At 46.7% G+C, this 21,785-nt stretch carries 12 protein-coding genes; 7 read left to right on the top strand and 5 right to left on the bottom strand.

Annotated elements, in window-relative coordinates; all coding sequences use genetic code 11:
- Positions 1-4 precede the first annotated feature (4 nt).
- The 3 genes from J7438_RS08310 (at position 5) to traF (ending at position 3,487) form a co-directional block, all read left to right on the top strand.
- Positions 5-1,276 (top strand): aminotransferase class I/II-fold pyridoxal phosphate-dependent enzyme, encoded by a 1,272-nt coding sequence (locus J7438_RS08310; protein ID WP_209276184.1) that lies wholly within the window; start codon positions 5-7, stop codon positions 1,274-1,276.
- On the top strand, positions 1,266-2,120 hold the full coding sequence (locus J7438_RS08305; protein ID WP_209276183.1) for a DMT family transporter: 855 nt from the start codon (positions 1,266-1,268) through the stop codon (positions 2,118-2,120). The genes J7438_RS08310 and J7438_RS08305 overlap by 11 nt, the downstream gene beginning before the upstream one ends.
- A 206-nt stretch (positions 2,121-2,326) precedes the next feature.
- Entirely contained in the window at positions 2,327-3,487 is a 1,161-nt protein-coding gene (gene traF, locus J7438_RS08300; protein ID WP_209276182.1) for a conjugal transfer protein TraF, read from the top strand.
- Between the two features lie 113 nt (positions 3,488-3,600).
- Here traF and J7438_RS08295 read toward each other — a convergent pair whose 3' ends face one another.
- Positions 3,601-6,951: a SidE phosphodiesterase domain-containing protein gene (locus J7438_RS08295; protein WP_209276181.1), complete on the bottom strand. Its 3,351-nt coding sequence runs from the start codon at positions 6,949-6,951 to the stop codon at positions 3,601-3,603.
- 421 nt (positions 6,952-7,372) lie between these two features.
- On the opposite strand from J7438_RS08295, the gene J7438_RS08290 reads away from it, so the two are divergent.
- Complete coding sequence (locus J7438_RS08290) at positions 7,373-8,452, top strand: hypothetical protein (protein ID WP_209276180.1); 1,080 nt, start codon at positions 7,373-7,375, stop codon at positions 8,450-8,452.
- A gap of 52 nt (positions 8,453-8,504) precedes the next feature.
- On the opposite strand, the gene asd is transcribed toward J7438_RS08290, so the two are convergent.
- The 3 genes from asd to J7438_RS08275 all read right to left on the bottom strand — a co-directional run bounded on the left by asd (position 8,505) and on the right by J7438_RS08275 (position 12,218).
- A complete protein-coding gene (asd, locus tag J7438_RS08285; RefSeq protein WP_503003893.1) occupies positions 8,505-9,383 on the bottom strand; it encodes an archaetidylserine decarboxylase in 879 nt (292 codons plus the stop codon).
- 233 nt (positions 9,384-9,616) lie between these two features.
- Positions 9,617-10,450 (bottom strand): sulfurtransferase, encoded by an 834-nt coding sequence (locus J7438_RS08280; protein WP_101749016.1) that lies wholly within the window; start codon positions 10,448-10,450, stop codon positions 9,617-9,619.
- Positions 10,451-10,595: 145 nt separating this feature from the next.
- Positions 10,596-12,218, bottom strand: coding sequence for a hypothetical protein (locus J7438_RS08275; RefSeq protein ID WP_209276178.1), 1,623 nt, complete (start codon positions 12,216-12,218; stop codon positions 10,596-10,598).
- A 408-nt stretch (positions 12,219-12,626) separates the two neighbouring features.
- On the opposite strand from J7438_RS08275, the gene J7438_RS08270 reads away from it, so the two are divergent.
- A complete protein-coding gene (locus tag J7438_RS08270; RefSeq protein ID WP_209276177.1) occupies positions 12,627-13,382 on the top strand; it encodes a hypothetical protein in 756 nt (251 codons plus the stop codon).
- Positions 13,383-13,541: 159 nt separating this feature from the next.
- Here J7438_RS08270 and J7438_RS08265 read toward each other — a convergent pair whose 3' ends face one another.
- Positions 13,542-14,765 (bottom strand): ADP-ribosylglycohydrolase family protein, encoded by a 1,224-nt coding sequence (locus J7438_RS08265; RefSeq protein ID WP_209276176.1) that lies wholly within the window; start codon positions 14,763-14,765, stop codon positions 13,542-13,544.
- A 504-nt stretch (positions 14,766-15,269) separates the two neighbouring features.
- On the opposite strand from J7438_RS08265, the gene J7438_RS08260 reads away from it, so the two are divergent.
- Positions 15,270-20,339, top strand: a complete 5,070-nt coding sequence (locus tag J7438_RS08260; protein ID WP_209276175.1) for a SidE phosphodiesterase domain-containing protein — start codon at positions 15,270-15,272, stop codon at positions 20,337-20,339.
- Positions 20,340-20,482: 143 nt separating this feature from the next.
- Positions 20,483-21,289, top strand: a complete 807-nt coding sequence (locus tag J7438_RS08255) for a hypothetical protein (RefSeq protein WP_209276174.1) — start codon at positions 20,483-20,485, stop codon at positions 21,287-21,289.
- Positions 21,290-21,785 lie beyond the last annotated feature (496 nt).

The following is a 21,785-nucleotide window of genomic DNA, read 5'->3' as shown; positions in this document are numbered from 1 at the left end:
CATTATGAACCTAGAAGATGAAATTATTGAAATTAATCAATCAGAGAATCGTCGGGCTCACATACATGCCATGCTGGGTAAAATGAAACAGTATGATTTAACGGCGGTGAAAATTGAGGGACGAAGAATCTGGGTTGATGAAGATCACTCGGTGATTGATTTTGCCTCATGTAACTATCTGGGATTGGATCTGGATGAAGAGATGCAGGACGATATCAGCGATGAAATCGTGAAATGGGGAGTGCATCCAAGCTGGTGTCGTCTGGTGGCCAGCCCGGCAATTTATCAACAAATTGAAAACCAGCTGGCTACGTTGATTGGTGTGGAGTCTACCTTGATTTTTCCTACCGTGACACTGATCTCCATCGGCGTGCTGCCCGCACTGGTGGGTAGGGGAGGAGTGCTTATTCTGGATAAATCCGGTCATGAAACCATGTACGAAGCGGCGAAAATAGCCAGAGACAGCGGGGCAACATTACTCTCCTTCCCACAAAATGACCTTGAAACATTAGAGTTACACCTCCAGAAGCACCAGAACAATAAGCGAAAAGTCATTATGATTGATGGCGTTTACAGCATGAGTGGTGATTTTGCCAGGGTACCGGCTATTGTTGCGCTTGCTAAAAAGTACGACGCCATTGTGTATATAGATGATGCCCATGGATTCGGTGTCGTGGGAGAAAACCCCACATCAGCAATGCCCTACGGGCAGCGAGGCAATGGTATCGTCCGTTATTACGGGCTTGACTACGAAAACATTATCTATGTGGGGGGATGCTCAAAAGCTTACTCATCCCTGGCGGCGTTTGTTGGTTGCTCAAAAAAAATGCAGAGCTTTATCAAGGGTTTTTCAACGCCTTATGATCTTTCCGGCCCCTGTCCGACAGCTTCACTGGCCACCTTGGCGAAAGGTCTGGTGATCAACGAGCACCGGGGAAACCAATACAGGGAAAAACTGTTCGCTTTAACCCACAAGTGCATTAATGGTCTGAGGTCAATGGGTTTTGAGGTGATAAATCAATCCTGGTTTCCGATTATTTTTGTCAGGATAGGTGATAATCAGGACACCATAGAAACTGCAAATCTACTGTTTGAGAAGGGCATTCTCGTTACCGTTTCACCCTATCCGATGGTGGTTATTGGCCAGGAGGGGCATCGTATTACGTTAACGGCTGCCAATACGCCGGAAGAAGTTGAAGAACTGCTGGCCTGCTTTCAAAACATTCGGGATTACCTGATCAACAAACACAGTAATAATGCTATTTATGAAACCTGAAAGAGCAAAAGGCATCCTGCTATGTCTTGCAAGTGTTCTGTTTATGCATTTAACCGATGTTGTTATCAAGCTATCGGGTAATAGCCTGTATTTAAGTCAGGAGCTGTTCCTTCGTTTTTCCTCATCAGCACTGCTATTACTACCCTTCATTTTTTATAACAAGCAGTATCGTCAGTTAAAACCTGCAAATGCATTCCTGTTAATACTGAGAGCAATATTAATTTATTCCGGAACCTTTTTCTGGTTTCAGGGAGTGCAACGCAATCCTATTAATCTGGTAACTGCAGTATCTTTTTCAATTCCACTGATGACATTGCTGTTTTCTTACTTGATTTTAAGTGAACCATTAAGTGATGTGAAAGTCATCGCTAACTTAATCGGTTTTTTCGGGGTTTTAGTCGTGATTGATGGTGGTTTTGGCAGCCTTGGCCCGGGTTCTGTAGTTTATCTTCTGATAGCGGCTGTCAGTTACTCCCTGTTCGCTGTGGTTAGTAAACAATGTGCAAATAATGAAGATGTATTCAGCACTTTATTTTTCACCTCACTATTGGCTGCACTTCTTGCTGGCTCAATCACCCTTTTTCAGTGGCAGGAACTGACGACTATGGCTATTGGCAGAGGCGCATTACTGGGCTTGCTTGCCAATCTCACCTCCTTTTTTCTACTAAAAGCATACACTTTGGCAGAAGCGTCATATCTGGCACCTTTTATCTACAGCGAGATGATTTTGTCATTAATTTCCGGTTATTTTTTATTTCATGAGGAGATATTTATGCTCACTTTAGCCGGAACTGCGCTGATTATGCTAAGCAATCTACTGCTTTGCTGGAAAAGTGAACCATGAGATGAGGGAATAAACATGGGCTCGAAGGGGGACTGATACAGTCTTTATTCAGGGTATGGCGTTGATGCCCTTCTACTCCGCTCAGGACCAACGGAGTTTGGAGATCAATGATAGTTACCTTGAAACCCTCGCTGCCAATACTCTTTGTGCCGTGGTAGTCTGGTAATAACGGACAACAATAAAACTAACAAAGCAGGGAGCATTTCATGAAACTTAACAAAATAGCCGTTGCGACCACAGCCGTCTTTCTCTCCGGAGCTGCTCAGGCGTTTGATGCCAGGACAATAGCTCAAGGTGGAGCTGGAGTGGCTGTCGGGGATTACACACAGCACATTCTAAACCCTGCGCATTTGGCTTCCTTTGATCAAGATGATGATTTTGGTGTGAATCTTGGTATTGGTGTGCTTTTACAGGATAAAGATGATCTGGTCGACACAGCCGACAAAGCAGCTGATGCCGTGAATGCACTTGCTGACACGACGGGTAATTATCAGGCAAAGGCGCAACTGGCTCTGGACTCTTTAGATAACCTGGCCAATAAATACCTGAGCGTCGAAGCTGGAGGGAATGGATTTATTGCTATCCCGAACAGTGTTATGCCGACAAGCCTGTATGTTAGCAGCGCCCTGAACATGTCGGCAGGAGTTGGTGAGATTAGCGCTGGCGACAGGGGTGAGATACAAGATGCCATAAACAACGGTAATAGTAGTGCTGTGACAATTGATGATCTGGAAACTCAGGTTGAAGCCAGCGCAGTAATGACTGTTGACGTTGGTATCGCTGTCGCCAATGAAGTAGACACCGCCTTGCCTGGCAAGTTAAATATTGGTGGGGTGCTCAAATACCAACAAGTAACGTTGATCGACTACAGTGAGGCAGTTGCGGCATTCGATGATGATGCTCTGCTGGATACAGAGTCCAGTCACAGTAACTTCAATATCGACCTTGGAGCAGCCTATCAACTTAATAACACACTGTCTTTTGGTCTTACGGCAAAAAACCTGATTGGCAAAACCTATAAGTCAAAAAACTCAACCTCTGAGTATAAGGTAAAGCCTGAGTTAACGGCTGGTGTGGGTGTAGAACACGGTATCGTGTCCGTAATGGGCGACCTGCAGCTCACCTCGACCGGTGGCTACGGTGCTGTTCAGGAGAGTCGCTATGCAAGTCTGGGCGTTACCCTGGACTTCTGGGAGCATGCACGCCTCTCGGCAGGCTATCGGACTGACCTTGAAGATAATTCAGCGGATGTGCTGACGGCCGGTGTCGGTTTGTCGCCATGGGATATATTTGGCCTGAATGCGGCGGTTATGGTGGGCGAGGATAAAACCTACGGCGCTGCGTTGCAATTCAGTGCAAAATTCTAAGCCAGGGCCGCAATTTACCTTCACAACATGTGAAAGGATGAACCCCGGGAAAATGCCACAGACGTACACTATCGTGTAACGTCTGTGGCATTTTTGACAACTAATGAAATATATCAAGGCATAATTACAGCGGACGTTTGTATGAAGCCACTCCTCCGTCGTTTAGGGGCAGGGCCGGTATTGTGGTACCCGGCGTCATTATCAGGCTCGGCGCATTGCCTTTTGCGTCGTTTTGGCACCATTCGGTAAAAGACTCTCCCTTCATGGTCATCAGCCACCACCGCAAGCTCACGCTCATTAAGTATCTTAGCGCCGACACAGTCCGGTTGTTTGAGTATCTGCTCCAGCTCAGATTGTCGCGGCGTGCCAATGGCAGGCAGGATGCCCTTCTGTTGCAATCGCCTGATCTCTGCCTTAAGGGCCCTGTCGGTAGCTGACGATAGCCATTTTGTTTCCAGACTGGGCAGTTCCTCGGCAACGACAATAATCTTTTCCTTCAGGGTCATGGTGGGTAAACGAACTTGCCGCAGCTCCTGCTCATTGTGCAGCTTTCGATAGGCACCGGCGAAGCCGATACCCGGGTCCCAACAATCCGGTGCTGGAGTACTATCCTTGTGCCTGGAATGCTCCGCAAAGCAGGGCTGGACCCCGGCTTTTTGCGCGATAACGAGCCGCACCAGGTCATCCAGACTTTCGCGCAGGCACACATAAGGCTCGGGTGCCCGTTCAATCCGTAACCGTCGTTTATCGTTATCAACCGACAGGCCGTATTTACGTGAGAACGGGTTGACCTCGCTGTGGTTATGCCAACCCCCGGTGATGCTGGCCAGATTCCGGAACGTCAACAGTGCTGCCTGGATCAGCTGCGTGAACTCTGGATGATTGACCACGCCCAGCAGCTCAATGGCTTCCGGGTGAAAATAGCCGTCATTGAGTGTTGCAGCAGTCAATTTTGCTGACCCCGCTGTCTGTTTAATTGCGGGAAAGTCGGGCCTGGGCGGATAAACCCGCATGATGTCAACGGTATCACCAAAACGCAGCACCCGGCGCAGTAGTAATTCCTCTTCCGGGCACTGGTCATCGGCGGTGAAGGGTGCCGGCACCGGGTGCATTTTATTACTGTTTTTATTGCGCAGCGCATCGGCCACCAGGGCAATCAGCGGTTCGGGGTACTGCTGCAACTCCCTCATATCGCGCAGAAACAGTTCGGCGGCACGCAGCTCTTCATTTTCTTTGGCTTCAACTTCAGCGACAGCGTCGTGGTACAACTCGGCAATCGGGAGTAACTCTTGCAGTGGCTGATGCAGCTTCAGTAATTTTTTGAAGGGCAGGTGAAAGTCGGTGAGTATCTCCAGCAGAAATTCAGTGGCCAGTTGCGTACGCAGGGCGTGATCCAGGCCATGAAAATGACGATAACAGGGATTTAACCCCTCAGCGATGATGGCTTTTGCCTGACTTGGATGGGGACTCTGATAGTAGTGCTGGCCAGCCTCCAGGGTAAGCGCCCGATAGCGCCCCATGCGTTGAGACTCCCGTTGATCAAAGATCGGCGGTGTGGCCAGCAACGCCTCCAGCCAGTCGAATCTGAAATCCTTGCCCGGAAATCGGTTGATAGCCCTGTACTTGTCTATTAAGTACAGTTCATCCTGATAAAAGATAGTACCTTCATGCAACCGACTCATGGTAGATGATATACAGCGTACATAATCCCACAACGCTTTATCGTTGTATCGCTGGGTAGACAAGCCCTTTTCCAGTACCTGCTTCAGGGCCAGACCGCTGGCTTTTTTAGCCAGATAAAATGATGTGTAAAGTTCATCACTGAAGATTTGCCGACACTGTCGTTGAACCCGGCCGGCAGGGTACCGCTGCTGCAGAACTCTTGCCAGAGTATTCACCAACTTGCGAAATCGCTTCAGGATTTTATCAGGATCAGTAACAATAAACGTGGTGGAATTAGAAACGATTTGCCATAACGTCTCGTAACGTATGATCTTGAGTTCGGCCTCGGACAATAGGTTTTCCCGATAAAATTTCCTGGCGGCTATTATCGGAAAAAGGCTTATACTCACCTTAAACCCCCAGCCAGCGAAATTAATTCGTGAGCCATTAGCAATCAGCAGACAACATACCAGCGGGTTATATAAGGAATCTTCGCCTTGCAATATTACCGGGACAAATACATTCTTTTTTAACAGTGCTCTGCAGATCTTGCCTTGCGCGGCAAAGGTGGTCCGCATTAACTTCCGGGAACGATTCTTGCCAATATGGTGCCGGAAAAAATCATCAATATCAGGATACTTGTAATCTTTACAATCTTGATAGGTAAATACGGGATTATAAGTCAATTGATCCATGAGTGTTGTCGGTAAGCCGATGCGGTTAATCAATTCATCATCTATTTCGGACAGCATGGTAACGGCTTTGTCGGCTTCCAGATTAACAATGGCCTGCTTGATACTTGCTATATTTATGGGTTGAGGTGTATTTGCTACAGCATTCACGCTATCAGGAATATTGTTCATCAATAGCTGCAAGAAGCGCTTATAGCCTGCGTGAGCCAGCAAATTAAAGAGCTTGCGTTCTTCGTCAAGGGATCGGGGGTAGCGGGTAAATACTCGGGCGTTGTCTGCTATTTTTTTGAGCAAAGTACCATTAAGTTCTACCGGTGGCAGCAGTCCCCCCCGAAAGCTGTCATACAGAAAAATAACTGCGGGCTTTGGCATTTGACCAGCATCGTCACCGGATTCAAGGAGTAAAATATTCTCCATAAACCTGGCGATATTAATAAAGCACTGCTCCCTTCTGAAATCCAGCAGATATCCGCAATGGGTCTGGTCAAAGTTATATGGGCAGATGATCTCCGGGTAGTCGTTAGCATTCTCAACCTTCTGCAATAATGGCTGATGCAGTAAATAACCATCACGACCAACATGACCTGAGGAGCGAGTCAGGAATAATGATTCATCCCGGCATTCCATTGTTTTATCTTTCAATGTGGCAAAATCGGTAATTTTTTTTAAGCCTGCATGAGTCGTTTCCCCTTTTTTGTCAGTCGCGCCGTCCCGTTTATAAGCCCACTTCATAATGCCATCAGCTATCGGTTTATGAACGGTTACCACCCCATTGATCACGATATCTTTCCATTCATTCAAATCAGAAACCGGCTTTACAACCACACGTTTACTGCCGGGGAACAGGCAGCTGAATGGCCTGAATTTTGTTGACCTGGCATTAATTTTTGTTCTTTCAGCCAATATTTTATTTACATCAACAACACGTATGGTCAAGCCAAGGTTACGATAAAATGAAGAAACCAGGGTGGATGCTTCAGATTCACCATGGCATAAATATTCCGTATATTTTCTGGAGTTAATCCCGTTTGTAACTTCTACTGATGGCAGAGCACCGCCACCCGTTGCGGTATTAACCAGTTGAAAGTTTGCCTTAACAGGTAGAGACATAACAACACATACAATCTCGAATAATAATATTTTCTACTTAATGGAATTTGAAAAAGCAGATTAATTGGTTGATGCCTTGTCGGCAGGTTTGAGGCGGATGATAATTAGTTAAGTCAGAAAAGGCAATGAATGGAGCTGTTTTAAAGGTGAACGTTGGTAATAAATTAGAATTTCAAATTATTCCAATTACCAGATTTCATGAGGAAAGTAATTAATCTCTATACTACACTGTCTTTATTTGTGCATTTGAAGCCATCTGTATTTAGCATTCCCTGATGTTTAATGGATGTAAAAAAGTAGAGGTGCTTCAATTATTTATCAGGATAAGTCACTATTATTTTCATTTGGCTGTACATTTTGGTCCGGAACTGATTGGTCCAGAGCTGACTGACAATCAAATAACTCATTTGGTAGAATTGTTGTGGATATTCGAGCAGGCACATCATCTCTGACAGAGAATCATCAGGCCCCTGGTTCAGATAAGAATTTTGCGGAGGTTAAAGGTTCAAAAAATATTTCAAGCCCTTCATGCTTCTCAGGGAGAGACGTTGAAGTAACTGCTCAAAAAAGACTGAGAGATTCCACATGCGATCCTCTACCACTCACTAAAATCGCTAAAACAATGGCAGAAACTGACGTTTTGTCAGGAAAAATTGAGCCGTTACACGTTAAACAACATACGACAGTTTCTTTTCAATCCCCAATATCATCTTCTGTTGTGTCAGGACAACCGTCACAAATCCCTGCCCGGAAAATGCCCAGCTCTCACTCTTTATTGTTATCACCAAAGGAGTTGACCGATCAAATCCGGCTCAAGACCTATGAAGAGTTAAAGGCATGTAAAACCTTACCGGTATTTTATGTCAGCCGTTCCTGTCAAGCGGTCCGTTTAACTGAGTCAGCAAAACAACGTATGTATGACGATGGTCTCTCTACTGACGACGTGAACAACGCTCTCCATCTCACCACTGGTAAATCTGCGCTCAATCAAATACCTCCACTGAGTTTTGACCGTTTTTATTACATCGCTAATCACAAGGTAATCGTTCATCTTATGAAATATGCCGAGAATAATATTTTTAAACCCACTGTATTTAAGCCCGGGATCGACGTGTTTGAATATTTCGATGAATATAAACAACAATGGTTACCTGCCGAGGCAGATAGGAGTTTTGATTATCCTGAACCGTTAATCGACCCAAGATACATTCAGATAGAGGAAATTCAACATCTTGAAGTAGATAAAATTTTGGTTACAACGGATGATGAAAAGTATTTAGCCGATAAAGTGGCCGAGTGCTTAACCGGAACTTTTGGCGTTATTTGCCATACCCTGCATAGCCCTATGCCTGACAGCGAAAAAGTTGCCTTCCTTAGCGATTTGATCAATCCGGAAACAACGACCCCTTCCCCGGAAGATGATTCGGTCGAATGTGGCGGGATGCAGAACAAACGTCTTTCAGCAACTGAGTTCCTTACACGGATTCGTTACGCTCCCTGAGGTTCTGAATACCAGACTCTATGTGATAAAAATCTCCACTATAGAGAAGGCACTATTTGATGTCAGGAGCAATATTGACCCGGGCCAATGCCTCCCCCATCTTGATCGACAGGCCGGCTTGCCAGTTTTCCAGCCACTCAACCTGATTTTTGCCAAAGAGCACAATCGCAGTGGAACCGAGTTTGAAGCGGCCCAGTTCCTCACCACGGCTTAATTCAACCGTCTGGCTCGCCTCACCATAGGTGGTGGTAGCAACCTGCCCCCTTTGTGGTGTCACCAGACCGGCCCATACGGTCTCAATACTGGCAACATTGATTGCCCCAACCATGATGACTGCCATGGGACCGTATTCTGTATCAAAAATACTGACCACCCGTTCGTTCCGGGCAAAGAGATTGGGGATATTCTCAACAGTCCCCTGGTTTACAGAGAAAAGGCGTCCGGGCACATGGACCATCTTATGCAGGGACCCGGCCGCTGGTATATGGACACGGTGGTAGTCTTTCGGGGAGAGGTAAATGGTGGCAAACTTTCCACCCATAAACTCCTGCCCAAGCTCCAGATCACCACCGAGCAGTTCGACCAGACTGTAGTCATGGTCTTTGGCCTGAAATATTCTGCCGTTCCTGATGTCCCCTATCTGACTGATGACACCATCGGCCGGGCTGACAATCATCTCCGGGTCTTCGGGTAAAGGACGGGCTCCATCCTTTAATGACCGGGTAAAGAAGTCGTTGAAGTGGAGGTACTCTTCAGCGCCTTCCCGTTTTGCTTCACTCATATTGACGTGGTAGTGATCAATAGCCCAGCGAATCAGGCCATTTTTGAACCATGGAATCTGGCATTCCACAAAATAGTACACAGCCCTGGAGATCAGGTGATGGGGCAGTACATACTGGACAGCAGCAAACAGTTTTTCTTTCACGGTGATGGAATATCCTGTAGTTAAAATAGGTATCTGATAAGAGCCTGTCGTCTATTTGTAAGGGATCATGTCAGGCTCTGAACGTTGTTCAAATGAATCATTGTCAGACAATGGTTCTCGAAAAACAGGAAAGTGGCAGCCATTGTAATTCATGGCATGACTGCCTGCACCTTCGGTGATTATATCGGTGATTGCTGTGTTTGCTTAGTCAGAAAATACGATTGCATTTGGTTAACTACTTAAGCAACCGGCGTATGAGGCAGGTTCCCCCATTCAGACCATGAGCCGTCGTAGGCTCTGACCGACTTGAATCCAAGCGCTTTGGCCACAAGGTAGGTAAACCCTGAACGGTGATGGGCCTGACAGTGGGTGATGATTTGTTGATCTCTTTTAATACCAAGGGCATCAAGCTCCGCCACCAGCCCTTCTTTAATTCGATAGTTCTTTTCCGGGTCCATGGCTCGAGTCCACTCAAAATTAATGGCTCCGGGAATATGGCCAGCTTTCTGTGCCATGACCTTTTCTCCGCAGTATTCTTCTGGAGAGCGTGCATCCCAGATAGTGAACTCCGGGCTCGCCAGTGTTTCAAGGATGAAGTCGCAGCTGGCAATAACACGGTCATCAATCGTCAGGGAAACGTCGGTGGAAGCTCTCACGTTGGCCCCGGACTCTCTTGGATGGCCTTCTTTCAACCAGGCATGGATTCCACCATTGAGATACGAATATTTCCGGTGACCAATAACATCCAGCGTCCAGATAAAGCGCCCCGCCCAGCCACCGCCTTCATCATCGTAAACAATAAAGTGCTCTTCGCCGGTAAATCCCAGCTCACTGAACAACGATTCCAGTTGGCTGAGCGCTGGCAGTTTGCCACGGGCCGGTTGCGTTCCTGCAACCAGCTGATGGGGTTGCACATTGATGGCCCCGGGAACATGAGCCTGCTGATACAGCCGGGGATTACCAAGATCAATAATAATCAGGCGCTCTTTTACTGACGCATGGTCTTCAGCAGTGAGTATGGATTCCAGAACATCTGGTTCAAGGATAAGTGGCAGCTTGTTATTGTCAGTCATATTACGTCCAGGGCGTTAAATATAAGGGCCTGTGTTTTGGCTCTCTGCATTAGAGGCTCTTATGGTGGCCCGAATGTCAACCTGATAGATAGCTATGTCTGGCAATTCTGCCTGAACAACCCTATACAGTACCAGCGTATTTTTCCTAGAAAAAATTAGGAAGTTTCTTTGCTTTCAGAAAACGGTCAATTTTATTTTTCTGTGACTGTTTTAATCCGTGGAAACGTTGCGGATTATCTGTCAGCAGTTTTTGCAGCAGGTCGACGTTGTCAGCATTAATGAGCTGTTTGCATTGTCTGGCAAATGTTATTGGCGAGCTGCTGTTGTCTGCCAATGTGCTCAGACATTCCCCGGAATTGTTTTTGCCAGCCTCTGATGGCGTAAGTGTCGATGGCGCAGCAGGTTTGTTGCAGGAGCGCGCGGCTGCGGTCTTTTTGTCTTTTTTTTGCTTTCGCTGTGTTTTGGCAGGCGATGGTCTTTGTTTTGCTTTGGCCAGATCATCAGCGGCTTTTAAACTGGCAAGCGCCTTAATGGTTTGCTTCAGGCATTTTTTTTGCCGGGTAACACTGCCTTCCAGTATGCCGATCGGGCCGCTGTCAAGCTGGATCTTGGCCAGGGCCTGCTGGAATGGGTGTTCTTTGGGGATAATTCGCTCCATGCTTTTGAAAATACTCATGGGGCGAATCTCTCCTTTAGCCGTTTTGACTTTCGGGACAATCAGTTTGTCGTTTTGTTGCTGCCAGTAGCCGAGCTGCTCGAATAACCGGATAATCGCTGGCTCAGAGCCGTTTGGCGAAGGCCGTTGTTCCGGCTGATAGTATTCACACAGGGAAAAAAGCAGGGTGCTCACAAAGTTGCTGCTGGCCTCTACGCCCTTAAAAACAACACAATGGATAATAGCGAAAGTGTCACCACCATGGCTGAGAGGATAGGAGGCCTGTTTAAGAATCAGCGGGATGTTGTCGGGATAACTCACACCGATCCTGGTATATAAATCCCAGCTTTTCTGGTTCAGCTGCTCAAAGGTGAACGGATTCGGTTCTTCCGGACTCTGGCCATTCACCCGTACATCATCACTGCTTATCTGGGTAATACGTCGGCTTATTGCGTTCAGGTAACTTAGCCAGAAATGGTCCACCAGCTGATGATCCCTCTGGCTACTGTCATCAGGTGCGTTTTTCTGGCCAGCCGGTTTGGTGTGGTGCGTTGAAGACCACCCCGATGGCTGACATCCCATGGTGGATCTGGAAGGTTCTGATGCCAATCCCCCAAGTCGCTGAAGCAATATTTCCCTGAAGGCCTCGACCAGTTCGCCGGTTTGCTGGAAACTGAGGTCTTTGGGGAAGCGGTGGCTTAGCGCAAGCCATTGCTGGCAAATATCGTGCAGCTGTTCGGGAATCTGTTTTTTGACAACAGGCGAAGTTCCGGGCAAAGAGAGCCCAACACAGGAAGCAGCGTCTGGAGCTGCACCTGTCTCCTGAACAGCACCTGTCTCCTGAACAGCAACTGTCTCTTGAACAGCGATGACCTCAGGAACAGAAACTTGCTCAGGAGGAACTGTTTCAGGAACAGTAATTGATTCAGGAACAGCAACTGTGAGTCGCTCGGGGAGCCGCGTTGGCTTAACAGTGTTCTGGGGTTGACTCTCATCCGATACCACCAGGGGTTTGACCGAAGAGCCAATACTGAATCTTTCGTCATGTTCCACCGGCTCTCTTGCCGGAGACTTGAACCGGTAAGATCCACAGTCTGATGTTAATGAGTTCATTGCAAATTGCCTGAAAAGAAGTGAACCATCATGTTAGTTGTTATTAAAAGGTTGGATTCAATTTTAAAAATTTGACTGATTTTTATGCTTAGAGTTCAATTTTTGAAGACCTGCGTCCAAAGCGCAAACCTGTGGTGGTTCTTGATTCTTGAATTTGTTCAGAAAAACACCTGACTCTCGACACTGTAACTGCGTTTATAAACAACCATTGTACTAAAAATAAAAATACAGCAGTAAAACTTTTCCACCAAGAAGCCAGAATTATCCATCATCATAAAACTTTCATTTGGATTAGTGGTCAGATCAATAGAGTGTAACCTTGTACCAGGGAATTATCATGAGCGTTGGAAACACTTTGAACATAACCCCTTGTCATCAACTTAATTATTTAGAATAAGAGTAATTTTTATGACTTCACCCATATCAGCATCAACATACCCAAAAATGGCATGGCAAGAACAACAAGATCCTGAAAAAACCAAGGATGCCACGGAAAACACAGGTGTCAGAGCAAAGTTTAAGAATTTATCGGTTGAAGAAGTTGTGCCACAGGCTTCTAGCGAAATACCGACACCTGATTTACACCCATTCAAGTCACAGTACGAAAAAGATTGCATTGAAAAAAGCATGTACATGCAATCAGTTACACCATCATCAGGTCCTCCTCCGCTTGAATTCAGGCATATGAGAAAAATTGAACGCCAGCACAATACCCTTATGCATCAGGACATGATGAAATACCAACTGTCACTCGATGGAATAGTGCAGAAAGAGAATTACTCAGAATGTGACAATACCGTGAAAGAGTTTACAGGTGTTTATGTTTTCAATGATATTGATTTGAATCATGGCCGCCAACTTCGTCCCCATAAAAATTTTGGTCCAAAAGATCCACATTCAATTCATGCTGGTCAATTTGACGATGGCACATTTTTCCTTCTGGCGTTGAATCCGACCCAGTGTGAAAGGCTTTTTAAAGCCGATTCTCACAATAATGTCGGATACTGTGGTGAATCATATCTTGCCACGAGTGGCGGAGAAAACACCCATTCCCTCTATTGCGGAAAGACCTATAAAGAAGCATTAGTAACGTTTGAGTTGGCTTGTAGAGATACCATTGTAGCTAACAACATCAGGAAATCGCTGGGATTTGAGTCTGACTGAAAATGTAATCAGGCAATAGTGCAAAAAAGTGTTAATACCGCACAACCCGTTCATCCTGAAGCTTGTCGAAGGATGGTGCCACCGTAATTCGACAAGCTTCAGCACGGTATGGATAACAACGCTCAACCTCCCGGGGAGCAGTTGCCGCAGTAGGGCAGCCTATTCTCGGTCAGCCTCCTGGTGATTTTGACTGGCTACCTCCCTTGCCAGCTTTTCCAGCTCGTCACCATTGCGTAAATCCTTTAACAGCCGTTGCGGTATATTGCTGATGCCGTTTATGGCTCCGGCGATGGCTCCGGTCAATGCTGCCCTGGCCATATTATTGCCGCCGCCATTGCTGGCAGAGAGGGTAGCCATCTCAAAATCATTCGGGAACCGATACATCAGGTAGTAAGCAGCGGGCAGCAAGTGCATAACCTGACAGTCCATACCAAAGAGATGACTGACGTACTTCGGTTCTGGAATACTGACCAGTTCCGGACGGCGGGCAATGCTGCCATTGACCGGGGTTATGAAGCGGTCGAAGCCACCAACAATAGGGGCAATGGCAGGATGGCGAGCCATCGGTCTCAGGTAATCTTCCAGCTCATCAACAGTGATGCCATTGATCAACGCCTGGATAACCAGGCCGTAGACGATATGGTTACCCCTGACAAAGTCATCCCGGTAAAACACCCGCAGCAGCTGGTCCGCTTCACGGGCAAAAAGTTCAGGGTCGGAGATGGTGGCAGCAAGGGGAACGAGCAGCAATGCGCCGTCAGATGTATCATTGGTCGGGACGAACGAATGCATGTTGTCCCAGCCTATACCCCGGGCTCGATATTTCAGCAGGATTCTGTGAAGACTATCGGTGTAACGTCCTGAGAAGGGCTCCCCACTGAGTGTGGCGTATAAGGTATCCAAACGCTGGAAGAAGTCATCGTTCACAAGCTGTTTTTTTTCTTGCAGGCTCTCCAGCAACAACGTGTAAACCTGCCCTGTCTGGGAGATATCACCGGCGCGTAATCCCTGCTCGTAGCGAAACCGGCTGACATTAGCGAACCGGTGATCGCCGTCGGGTTTGGGGTCAACGTAGTGGTCAACCCAGGTGCCGTGCTCCCGATGCAGGGCGTCCATATCATAATACCAGTGCGTCCCCAGCCCCAGTGCGTCACCAACCAGGACACCCATGATGGCACCAGCGGCCCGATTGATTCTGGCCAGATCGTGAGGATCTGCTGACGTGCTGATCGACTCGTTTTCAACAGCTTCAGCGATGTTGTTGATGTTGTTTTCTGGCGTCTGGGTTGCTGTGGCAACTATAGCAAGGGGCAAAAGGATGAGTAGCAGCCATCGTTTGATGACGATGTTTATGCTTCTGAAAGTAGTTATTTTTGCCAACATGAGTTACTCCCGTTACTGATAGATGGTTGCAATAAATTAGTGTTTACGGCTTTGTTCGTGTGTGGTTCAGAATGAAAAGTTTTAACATTAACTCCAGGCATTTAACCTAACCATCAAGTAAGCAGGCCTGACGAAATCCATCCGAACATTTTGCAGGTGCTCCTCAAATTTAAGCATGGATTGCCCAATGCGTTTTTTGGACGGGAACTAATTATTGAGCGATTGGTCAAATCCGGTGTTTTATAAACTGCCGCGAATCTCACTTACGACCACATGGATGTGGGAGCCAGGGTGACGCAGGATGCTAAAGCCGAGGACTTTGTCACTCCCGGAGCGGCAAAGGACAAGCGAGATCAGGAGCACGTTTATGAGATATCCGGGCTAAAACTACAAAAATTTATGGCCGAGTAATTCAGAAACCATAGGAGGCTGACCGAGATTAACACAGGTCTATTCTCGGACAGCCTCCTTAAAACAGGACCGGGAACGATAAAGGTGAACTTAATGATTAATTCGGCCAGCCCCAGAAGTTTGAGCGCCCCTGATAAACAAATCAATGGCGATGTTGATATGCCAGACGGTAACGACATACGACGAATGACGTTCACCAGAACGGTCCGGGTTAATGACAACATAATGCCCTCAGGTGCCGACCTTTCGAATAAGCCTGAAAACTTTATTTCCAATGATCAGTGCACACCCGATACCAAGGCGGTTAGTAACGCTCATCGGAAAATCAGTCTAATGGCTTATGAAAAGCCGACACCGACGACTGCTGAAAGCACATCGGTCCACCATACAACCAGAATGGAAACGTCCAGCTTTCCAATAATCGACCTACCGTTTATCAAATCCATTGAGATTCCGGTAAAAACTGCCCTGCTTCAGGAATATCATCCATCCAGCTTTTTACCACCATCCCAGACCATTGCGCGTCCCATTCATGGCCTCCAGCACAGCTGCCGGACCGCAATCTGGGCGCTGGCGATACTGCAGCAACGCAAACAGCAGCAAGATCCCCGGGCCCTGAACTTTCCTGAGCACCTGGTACCGTTACTGGTCAAGGCCTGTCTGTTCCATGATTCGGGCCGTGAAGGAGATGGAAAAGACACCACTGAATGGGAAAAGGCCAGCAGTGACAATTTGCAAGAGCACCTGCGTAACTGTGGCATAGAGCAGTCCCTGGCCTGGCAGTGCGGTGAAGCAATTCGCCACAAGGATCGGCCGGATGCCTGCAAGCACTTGCCCTGGGAGATACAGACACTGCGCAGTCTGCTCCATGATGCCGATACGCTGGAGGTTATGCGGGTCAGATCTTACTTTTATATTGACAAGCTGGAGTGTTTTGCCGCCTGCCATGATGACCAAAGTCGTGAAGCGTGGCGCTTACTGGCCAGAGAGGTCTGCCGGGTGATTGCCGGTCAGGGCGACCTCTGGTCTACCATCGACTTGCAAGACAACGCCAAAACAGTCATAAATTTTTTCAGCCAAACCGCTACCGGGTGTGTAAACACGAAAAAGCAGTGGGAACACCATCCTTCGCCATTGGAATATCAGTTATTTACTATAAGCACGCAATCCGATTTCATCAGCAAGCTGATCACTCCTTTTACCGGTCTCCCGGTGGCACCAGAACCCACCTTTTCCCTGGCCAGGCTGAACCGGCAGAGTGAGAGCCTGGGAGGGAGCAAGATTGGGCAGCTGTATAATGATCCCGTTCAGCAACAGTGCTACTACATCAAAACAGCGGTCTCTGTGGAAAGCGCCTGCAATCAGGCACTGATGGCCAATCTCGCCCGACTGCTGGGCGTTAATGCCCCCGTCACCTTTGCCCATCAGGAACAGGGTTGCAGTTATGTGGTCAGCGAAGTTCCCGCTGACTGGCCAGGTAACCTGAAAAGTGGGAAAGCCCCCCTGCAATCCCTGCCTGCAAATCAGTGGGCCAGATTGCTACTGGTCAATACCATCGTTGGTAATGAAGCCATGGTCAACGAAGACTGGGAGAACATTGAACTGACCCCACAAGGGGAGCCGGTGATGTTAAACTGGGAATTCGCCGGGATGGCCACACGCTATCCCTGTCCGGATAAACCAGAACCCACCTCCAAAGAGGATGATTTTTCCTCCATGCCGGTGCTGCTGATAAAACTGCGGGATCCCCGGGCACCAGCAATGAACTCCCACGTTATCCACAACCCTTGCGTGGCTATTCTGTCACAATTGGACGATGAGCTGCTGGGGCAGACCCTGAAAACGATGCTGCGCGAAGTTGACTGGCAAGCGCTGGACCAGCAGATCGAACACAGCGGCTTCCTGCCCGGTGACCGTAGCTGGTTACGGCAGACGATTCATGATCGAATCGCCTGGCTCACCACCCGATTTGCCAACAGCGTCGAGGCCGGTGAGCGGGTATCCATGGCAGAATATCAAGCCATAGCGGCGGCGGGTATCCGCGGGGGCTGGTTGCAGGTTAAGGGCCCGGATATCCGTGGCGGACAGCTCTGCCTTACCCAGCGACTGGATCAGGACGGCAAGCCGATTACCCGGATGACTCTCCAGCTGGCCCGGAATGCCAGCAACCGACTGGCATACAACCTCGCCCTGGAACAGGGATTGCACCATCTGAACACATGGATCAATTACCTTCAGTGCCACCACCAGAGCGACAGTTACCGGGACTGGCGCAGTGACCTGGCCAGCCTGGCCGATGAGTGTGACCAATTGGCGCAGCAGTTGATCCGGGATAAAGAGCGATGGAACCCATCTGATCACGACACCATCGACAAGGCCATAAAGAACCTGCAAACCAATGTCGCCACATGCAGGGAGTCTTTAGAGGCAGACAGGCTGTCTATTGGCGAGAACTCCCTGAACTTAATCCAACTGCCTGAACCCGCCTTTCCTGCGCGGGTCTGTTCGCGGGCTGCTGAAAATATTGAAGCAAAAGTACAATTAGCTGAATTCAGTCACGGCTTTGCCAGGCAAACAGGCCAGAGCGCCAGTTATTTTAACAAGACTCAGCTTAATTATGCCGGCCTGCATGCCTCACCTGTCCGGGTGGCTGAACTGAAACCAGTCAGTCAGGAGGGGCACATTGAGTTTATACCCGAGTGGTTGCCTGAGGCCCGAGCCTTGCAAAATAGCCTGGCGCTGACCTTGCCCGGACACGATAAATCAGTGGTTGAAGCGCTGTTCAGTGAGTTGGCAGGGCTGGGCATTCATTGTCAGCGGCCGGATGCCAGCGACCTGGAGGAACGATGGCTGGACGCCCTGGCCAACTATCATGGCTGCCTTGGTGATATGAACCGTGCCGCGGCAGCAGATACTAACGCGGATGCTTCGGTAATCGCCAGAAAAAAAGCGTTTCTTGAAGAGCTGCTTAAACAGCCGCTTAGATACGAGGAACAGCTTCGTTTTCGTGCAGGACGACTGATATATTTCCTTCCAGGGCTGCCACATGACATTGCCGAAAACCCTGCCCGGTCGTTCTGTCCCGGGCACAATGTCAGTTTTCTTGGCAAAACCGACAGTAAAGAGACTGTCATGGCTAGCCTGAAAAATTATGCTACTCTGTGTTCCTTTGAGCGACGGATGGACATTGGCTTGGAGCCCGTTACCAAGGATATGAAGCGTCAGGCTAATGTTGACGCCCGAGATGTGTTTGCCCGTATCCAGCCTGTCGAGCATAAAATCGGGCATAGTCTTTATGGGGGGCAATTGTCCGCGCTGTTCAAATCTGAGACGCTCGGCCGTCTGGATCTCTGTGCGATTAAAGATCATTGTATTTATCACGATTTCCACCCCGGTTTGGAGACCTTTCGACGTAACATTAAAACCATTCTGCAGTCGCATGGTGACTATCAGGAAGTAATGAAAGCCCCATATCATGAGATCTTCTTTACCGACTCTTTGTCATTGTTTGATGAACTGAAAACGCTGCACGTCAGCTCTTCAGAAGACCGGCTAAATCTGTTGCATGCCCTCAAGCGACGCTACAGTCACTGGCCCGACGGACGACCGCTGGAAGCGCTTTTTCAGTATTCCCGGTCAACCCGTTACTATGAGTTGATCTCTGTATACAGCCGGATTCCCGGGAACATCAAAATGCTCATCAAAGCCTTTGGCGAAGAAGGTTTTGAGTTGCTGCTTCAACAAAATCCGGGACTACTGGAAGGAAAATTGCAGTCTTTGGATGGTTTGAAAACAACGACTGACACATCGCGCAAGCTTATAGGGTTGGATTTCAGAGGCTGCTCAATGAATGATACCGAATTTGAAAGAACTAAATTCAAGCAATGTAAATTCACTATGGAGCATTTAAACAACGCAAGTCTTGAAAGTACTTTTTTTAAAGGCTGCTCTTTTGAAGGTGAATGTTTTTCATTATCAGTGTTAAAAAACGCAAAATTTGAACCTGAAAGAATAATTAATAATAAGAAAGTAACAGACAATATACCAAAGCTCTCCCAAGCTATATCGCAATCATGTATCAACAGTCAGGGTCAGTTCAATCTGGAACTATGGCTGGACGTGATGGAAAAAAATAATTACTTGCTGCGTCCCGTGGTGAAGAAAGATCTTTTTTGGACTCACATCATTGGCTGGTCACCTGCGGATGAAACAACCAAAAAAATCCTCGAAGAACAGATTGACAATATAATCAGAATGCATCCGGAAAGACTTCAATTTATTGTTGAAAGCTTCTTTAGAATAAAAATGAACAATGTTGAAAATATATCAAATTTTGTCAAAAATAACCCGAAATTCTATGAACGTAAAATTGTAAATGTCAGGGATTTTTACTTTGACTTCAAAACCTCCATCCATAGAGAAGAAGGCGAAGAAAACCAAGAGTATAAAAAGCGTTTTGCCAGTGAAAAATGGTTTTTTCTGACCGATGTATTATATTTGACTGACCCTTCAAAAGATGTGTGTAGCCATGCACCCAGAGAAGAGGTTCTGGCTTTAATTGTAAATATTATAGAATTTGTCATGTTTCCTCTTGAACACGAATACATAGAATTTGGCATCAACGCAAACGATGGGGGGAATCAGAAATCCGGAAAAAATTTCAGGAGCACGGAAAACAATACAATGTCGTGTTTTGAATTAGATCATGAATATCAAAACATGATGGATAAATTTAAAGCTGAAATTTGTTATCAACATATTCTGGAAAAATGCAGAAATCACTTTACAAAAATATGGGAGAGTTGCTCAGATGAGACTCGATTAGAAATAGCTAAATGCTGCCTGAAAAACAGGATAATAGCTGTTAGCCATCTTACAACTGTGGAATTCATGAAACTATTGATCATTAATCAACAAGGAAAACATTGGCTGGATGACTTTACAGCGAATATGGACAAACATAAAAAGAATGAACATGAGTGCAATTTATCAATGAAGAAATGGTTATGGGGTATCAAAGATTATGACAGCACAAAAATAGATCAATCATTAAAGGCTTTTGAGCAATGGATAAAGGCAGAGGCACCCGATTTCACCAGAAGGCTGTCCGGGAACGATCTACCCTACTATGGATCTGAAAATTCGCTTTTGTTCAGTGAATAGTCACGCTATTCAACTCACATTTGGATTAGTGGTCAGAACTGACAAAGTTCCACCTTGAGCCGGGGAATTCTCACGAGCGTTGCAAACGCTTTGAACATTCCCCCTTGCCATCAACTTGATTATTTAGAATAAGAGTAATTTTTATGACTTCACCCATATCAGCATCAACTTACCCAAAAATGGCGTGGCAAGAACAACAAAAGCCTGAAACAACCAGGGATGCCACGGCAAACACAAGTGCCACGGCAAACACAAGTGCCACAGCAAACACAAGTGCCACAGCAAGCACAAATGCCACAGCAACGTTTAATAATTTATCGGTTAAAGAAGTTGTTCCACAGGCTACCAAAATACCACAACCTGATTTTTACCGATTCAAGTCACTGTCGGAAAATGATTATTTTATGAAAAGCCACTGCATGCAATCAGTCACATCATCATCAGGTCCACCTCCGATTGAGTTCAGGAATATGATAAAAATTGAACGTCAGGAAAATACCCTTATGTATCAGGACTTGTTGAAATACAACCTGGCACTCGATGGATTATTGAAGAAAGATAATTACTCAGAATGTGACAATACCGTGAAAGAGTTTACAGGTGTTTATATTTTCAATCCTATAGATTTGATTCATAGCCGCCGATTGTGCCCACATAAATATATTCAACCAAGCGATCCACATTCAATATATGCAGGTCAATTTGATGACGGCACGCTTTTCCTTCTGGCGTTGAATCCAATCCGGTGTAAACATTTTTTTGAATACGATTCTCACAATAATGTCGTGTACCGTGGTGAAATACTTCCCACCAAGAATGGTGGGGAAAACACTCATTCCCTCTATTGCGGTAATACCTATAAAGAAGCATTAGAAACGTTTGAGCAGGCTTGTATAGGTACCATTGTGGCTGACAACATCAGGAAAGTGCTGGGATTTGAGTCTGACTAAAAAATGTAGTCAGGCTTTGTTAAGCCTTTTTCTTAGGGTAGACATTAAGAATTATCTATTAATTCCAGAAGCAAAAGCTTTGAACCACGAAGCACACGAAGAGCACAAAGGAAAAGCAAAGCTCTTCTTTGTGCTCTTCGTGTGCTTCGTGGTTCCAATTCAAGACCCGCAACACGTAGAAACCAACCCGCCTGCACTCGTTCTCAGAAGCTAAAGAAAGAATGGACAATAGTACTATCAGGAAGAATTCCTTAATGTCTACCCTAAGAAGGCAAACACAGATACCACAGCAAAGTTTAATGATTTATTTGCTAAAGTTGTTCCACAGGTTTCTACCAATATACCGCCATCTGATTTTCACCCATTACATTCACAGTCGGAAAAACAGATGTTTGGTATTGAAACTTTGATGCCCAAAAACAAAGATCTGATTCCCCAACCCTCAACAGACCATCTTCGATCAACCGAACAGGTCTTACAAAAATCATCTGATTAA

Origin of the sequence: Thalassotalea sp. G20_0, from assembly GCF_017744175.1 — a bacterium.
Lineage (GTDB): Bacteria > Pseudomonadota > Gammaproteobacteria > Pseudomonadales > Endozoicomonadaceae > Endozoicomonas.
The sequence above is the reverse complement of the archived record's forward strand: the minus strand, read 5'-3'. Positions and strand labels throughout refer to the sequence as shown.

Excerpts from the sequence above, each read along its gene's own strand:
- traF (WP_209276182.1), top strand. The coding sequence starts at position 2,327 with ATGAAACTTAACAAAATAGCCGTTGCGACCACAGCCGTCTTTCTCTCC.
- J7438_RS08270 (WP_209276177.1), top strand. The coding sequence starts at position 12,627 with ATGACTTCACCCATATCAGCATCAACATACCCAAAAATGGCATGGCAA.
- J7438_RS08260 (WP_209276175.1), top strand. The coding sequence starts at position 15,270 with ATGATTAATTCGGCCAGCCCCAGAAGTTTGAGCGCCCCTGATAAACAA.
- J7438_RS08265 (WP_209276176.1), bottom strand. The coding sequence starts at position 14,765 with ATGTTGGCAAAAATAACTACTTTCAGAAGCATAAACATCGTCATCAAA.
- J7438_RS08255 (WP_209276174.1), top strand. The coding sequence starts at position 20,483 with ATGACTTCACCCATATCAGCATCAACTTACCCAAAAATGGCGTGGCAA.
- J7438_RS08275 (WP_209276178.1), bottom strand. The coding sequence starts at position 12,218 with ATGAACTCATTAACATCAGACTGTGGATCTTACCGGTTCAAGTCTCCG.
- J7438_RS08295 (WP_209276181.1), bottom strand. The coding sequence starts at position 6,951 with ATGTCTCTACCTGTTAAGGCAAACTTTCAACTGGTTAATACCGCAACG.
- J7438_RS08305 (WP_209276183.1), top strand. The coding sequence starts at position 1,266 with ATGAAACCTGAAAGAGCAAAAGGCATCCTGCTATGTCTTGCAAGTGTT.
- J7438_RS08310 (WP_209276184.1), top strand. The coding sequence starts at position 5 with ATGAACCTAGAAGATGAAATTATTGAAATTAATCAATCAGAGAATCGT.
- J7438_RS08280 (WP_101749016.1), bottom strand. The coding sequence starts at position 10,450 with ATGACTGACAATAACAAGCTGCCACTTATCCTTGAACCAGATGTTCTG.